Genomic DNA, 3,563 nt, shown 5'->3' on the forward strand with positions numbered 1-3,563 from the left:
CTGGATCGCGACGTGGCGGCGGCGATGGTCGTGCATCACCGGGCCTTCGGCCTCGGGTCGGGACACGGCCTTCGGTGCGTCAGCGGGCGGGTTGCCGCGTAGCTGCACCGGGAAGCCGCCTGCTTCAGCGGGCGGAGTTGTCACCGGCATCTTTCCCCCTACCGGCCGGAGCCGTCGCGGCGTCCCAGTCCGGTCGGGCCGATGCCGGAAGCAGCGCTGCTGGAGGAGATCCGCACCGTCCTCACCACCAGCCTTTTCCACGGCGAGGGTCACAGCAAGGTCCGGGTCGGCGGCGCCTCAGAGTGTTCGCACCTCCATCCGTGCCGCACAGCTTCCGCCCATGGCTCTGGCCGTGCTGGCTTCAGATCGGCGTCTGAAAAACCGTAGGCGGCACACAGGGGATTCATACATACCCCAAACCGATCGCGATGCCTGCCGGTGCTGCCGGCGCCCCAGCGCTCGTCGCCGCCGCTCATCTACGCGCCGAGCGCCCCTGGATGCGCCGACTGGGATGATCGGCGGGCAAAGGCCGAATTGAGTGCTCCCTGGTTCGGCCGCTGCTTACGTGCGATCAGACGAACCGCTTCCGCCTGTTTCCGCCGAGCCCAATGGTCTTGGCGACTTCGGAGCGTTGCGCGGAGTAGTTCGCTGCGATCATTGGATAATCCAGCGGCAGGCCCCACTTGCGGCGATACTCCTCAGGCGTGAAACCACGCGTGGCGAGATGACGTTTGAGAGATTTGTACTGTCGACCATCTTCTAAGCTCACAATGTAGTCTCGCGTCACCGTCTGCTTGATCGGCACTGGAGAAACAAGCCGCCCAGGTGCCGCCGGCCGCGCCAACTCGTCAAGTCGATCGTGTACGCTCTTGATCAGGGCCGGTATCTCGCTCACCGGCAGCCTGTTGTATGAGATATACGCCGAAACGAGATTGGCAACCAAGGCCATTCGATGGGTCGGAGCAGTATTCTTGTTGCTCATTAGAAGCCCTATTGATCTCATCTTGCACGATCTGCCGTAGGAAACTTGCGGGCTTCCGCGACGGCCTGTGGTACGAGACGAACTACGGAAGAGTTCCAGCTCCCAGCATCACCGTTGCGTGAGGTGGATGACTTGAGGGGGTATGCTTCTGCTTGTTAAGTCGAGCAGCGGACGTCGAGGGCGCAGATATGATGGGGGCTCAATGCAGAGCTGTGCCGACGGTACAATCCGGTCTTCCGGCATTGCCGGCAGCCAATATTAAGAATCGCGTGTTCGGAGTGCTCACCGATTGTTGTTTATATCCCACCAGTTCCGTTTGCATGGCAAGCAGGTCGCAGACATCGCCACGTGATGGACAGATCAGGGCAACGTGGCTTTCGAGCGATGGTCGCCGGTATCCGCCGCGCCGATGCTGGTCCGCTCTCAATACTGCTGGCGAACTGGGCGGACCGGGCAGGGTTTTGGGCATTCTCCGGATCGAGGTGCAGAACGCATCATGAACCAGGATGTCAAAAGTGTCCCTCAAGCCCACACACGTTCAGCGAGGGCCCGCTCGATAGCGTGGCTTTAGACAGCCTGTGCGGCGGGAACCGCAATGGCCGCGGGGACGGCGCATGCGCAAGCGCGCGAAAACTCCGGAGTTCGCAGATAACCGTAGGATTTATGGTGGTTCGGCTCGCCGTCGGGCCGCCGATATTCGTTCACCACCCGCCGGTCGACGATATGCACGTCGGCCTTGCTCGGCCCGTAATCCGCATTCAGGCTCCCCATGATGGCGACGATGTCCTCGCCGTCGGCGAGGTTCGTCCATGCCGAGACGTTGTTCGGCACCCGCAGTGCTCCATGCTCGGCCTCGAACTTGAGCTTCACCTTGGCCAGGCCCAGAGGCGAGCCCGCTGTGACGAGGTGCTCGATCCGAAGCGATGGATCTTCGCGCTCCAGCAGCCGCAGCACGTCGTAGGCGATGACCGAGCCCATGGAGTGCGCGACGAGCAGGATACGGTGGGTCCGGAACGCCCGTAGACGCGCGGTCAGCCGAGCCCGAACCTGCCGGGCGAAACGCCGCTCGACGTGGTAGTGCCAAAGGTCATCGAAGCGATGCTCCAGGATCACGTCATCCACGACGGTGATGCCTGTCGCCTCCTCCAGGCAGTCGATGCCCGCGTACAGCGGCGCAAGGACGTCCTCGGCGGTGATCACGGGTGCCTCGTCTCCTCCAGGCAGCGGCCCGGCACCGTCGTAGGGGCGATACGGCTCGCGATTGCTGTCCTCCGACAGCGGGGCGTCGTAGCGCAGGTCAGCCCAGTAGACGAGTTCGAAGAGGAACTCCGGGTCCGCAAGCCCCTCGTTGCGGGTGAGGCCCTCGGCGATGGCGGCCTTCCACCACCGCGTCTTCTCGTCGACCGGCGGCTTGTTGGCCAGGCCGTGGATGCCGATGATGACGCAATCACGCTCCATGTGGACGGAACATTCCTCGCAATCGGAGCCGCTCCTGTCGAGTGCCAGGGCAGATCGGGCAGAAGCAGTAACGCGAATGCCTGGGCTTGGATGCACGACGACGGTAGCCGAAAGCTGCTCGACAGGCTGCTGCGACGCCGAGTTCATCCCTTTCCCGGTGTCGCGATCGGTGGCGGCTGTCCATGGCGCACCGCTCACGTCGAGACGCCGTCCACGACGATCAGTCGCTCGAGGACGGTACGCTGGTTCAGATCGAGCCTGAACCCGCGCGTCAGGGCCTGCTGGAGGAGGCTGCGCTGGTGGCGTAGGCGGCAACCGAGTTCGGCGAACCCAGCTTGGTCCGTCAGTTGCGCGGGAGAAACGCAGTGGCTTCACATGTCGTCCATAAGTAACCGCACGAGGATCAACGTCACTTATGGGCGACAGTTGATCGATCGTTGTTTGGCACCTGAAGCAATGTTTTCTATAAGCAACATGAACGCCCTTGCCATCGGCTTTGAGCGACATCTGCGATGAAAAACAGGACGGGCGCGGTCAATCCGCTCCCCTTCGAAGCCAGCTTGGCCCTGCAGCGCCTGGGTGCGAATCTCAAAACCGCACGGTGAACCTTCGCAGCGCTCGATATGCCTCTGCTCCGCCTTCGAAGCGGCTGAAGCCGAGAGGACGCTTGCCCTGACGATCCCAGCTGGCGTCCCGCGTCCGCAAAGTCGCGCAGCGCCAGTCCACGATGGCCGGCATCCATCCGCCTCGTCGAAGCCCATTGGTGGCGACGCCGCGGTCGTCCCGGTCCGACCTGACCGAACTCGGCCGCTCCTTCGTCGGCCAAACGGAGCGGAATCCGCCTGCGGTCGTGGTGGGCGTGCTGGGCTTTGCCCGCGCCTCGCGATCGGCATCGCGACCGTACAGCGGGGGCGCTGCCCTCGCCCCGATACCGGACCCCTTGCTGGCTGGCTACCATCTCGTGGTCATCCCGCGCCGATCCCGGCGTGGGAAGGGTGCGTTCCGGCCCGGGGCTGCAGGGCAGAGATTGCGTCAGGGTACGGGCGGCGACCACTTCGCATCACGTGACGTCGTCGAGCGGACCGCGGTCCGAGAAAACCTCGGCTATCCGGATTTTGGCGTG

General features: G+C 63.7%; 2 protein-coding genes and 1 pseudogene. 1 reads left to right on the top strand and 2 read right to left on the bottom strand.

What is annotated here, in order from left to right; translation table 11 throughout:
• Window positions 1-126: 126 nt before the first annotated feature.
• Window positions 127-282: pseudogene (locus tag MFF61_RS33325) on the top strand (IS3-like element ISMtsp5 family transposase); the annotation flags it as partial.
• A gap of 289 nt (window positions 283-571) precedes the next feature.
• On the opposite strand, the gene MFF61_RS33330 reads toward MFF61_RS33325, so the two are convergent.
• Together MFF61_RS33330 and MFF61_RS33335 are read right to left on the bottom strand one after the other, a co-directional pair.
• Entirely contained in the window at window positions 572-982 is a 411-nt protein-coding gene (locus MFF61_RS33330) for a Ros/MucR family transcriptional regulator (protein ID WP_238242071.1), read from the bottom strand.
• A 567-nt stretch (window positions 983-1,549) separates the two neighbouring features.
• Window positions 1,550-2,440, bottom strand: coding sequence for a lipase family protein (locus MFF61_RS33335; protein WP_238242072.1), 891 nt, complete (start codon window positions 2,438-2,440; stop codon window positions 1,550-1,552).
• Window positions 2,441-3,563 lie beyond the last annotated feature (1,123 nt).

The organism is Methylobacterium isbiliense, assembly GCF_022179325.1.
Lineage (GTDB): Bacteria > Pseudomonadota > Alphaproteobacteria > Rhizobiales > Beijerinckiaceae > Methylobacterium > Methylobacterium isbiliense.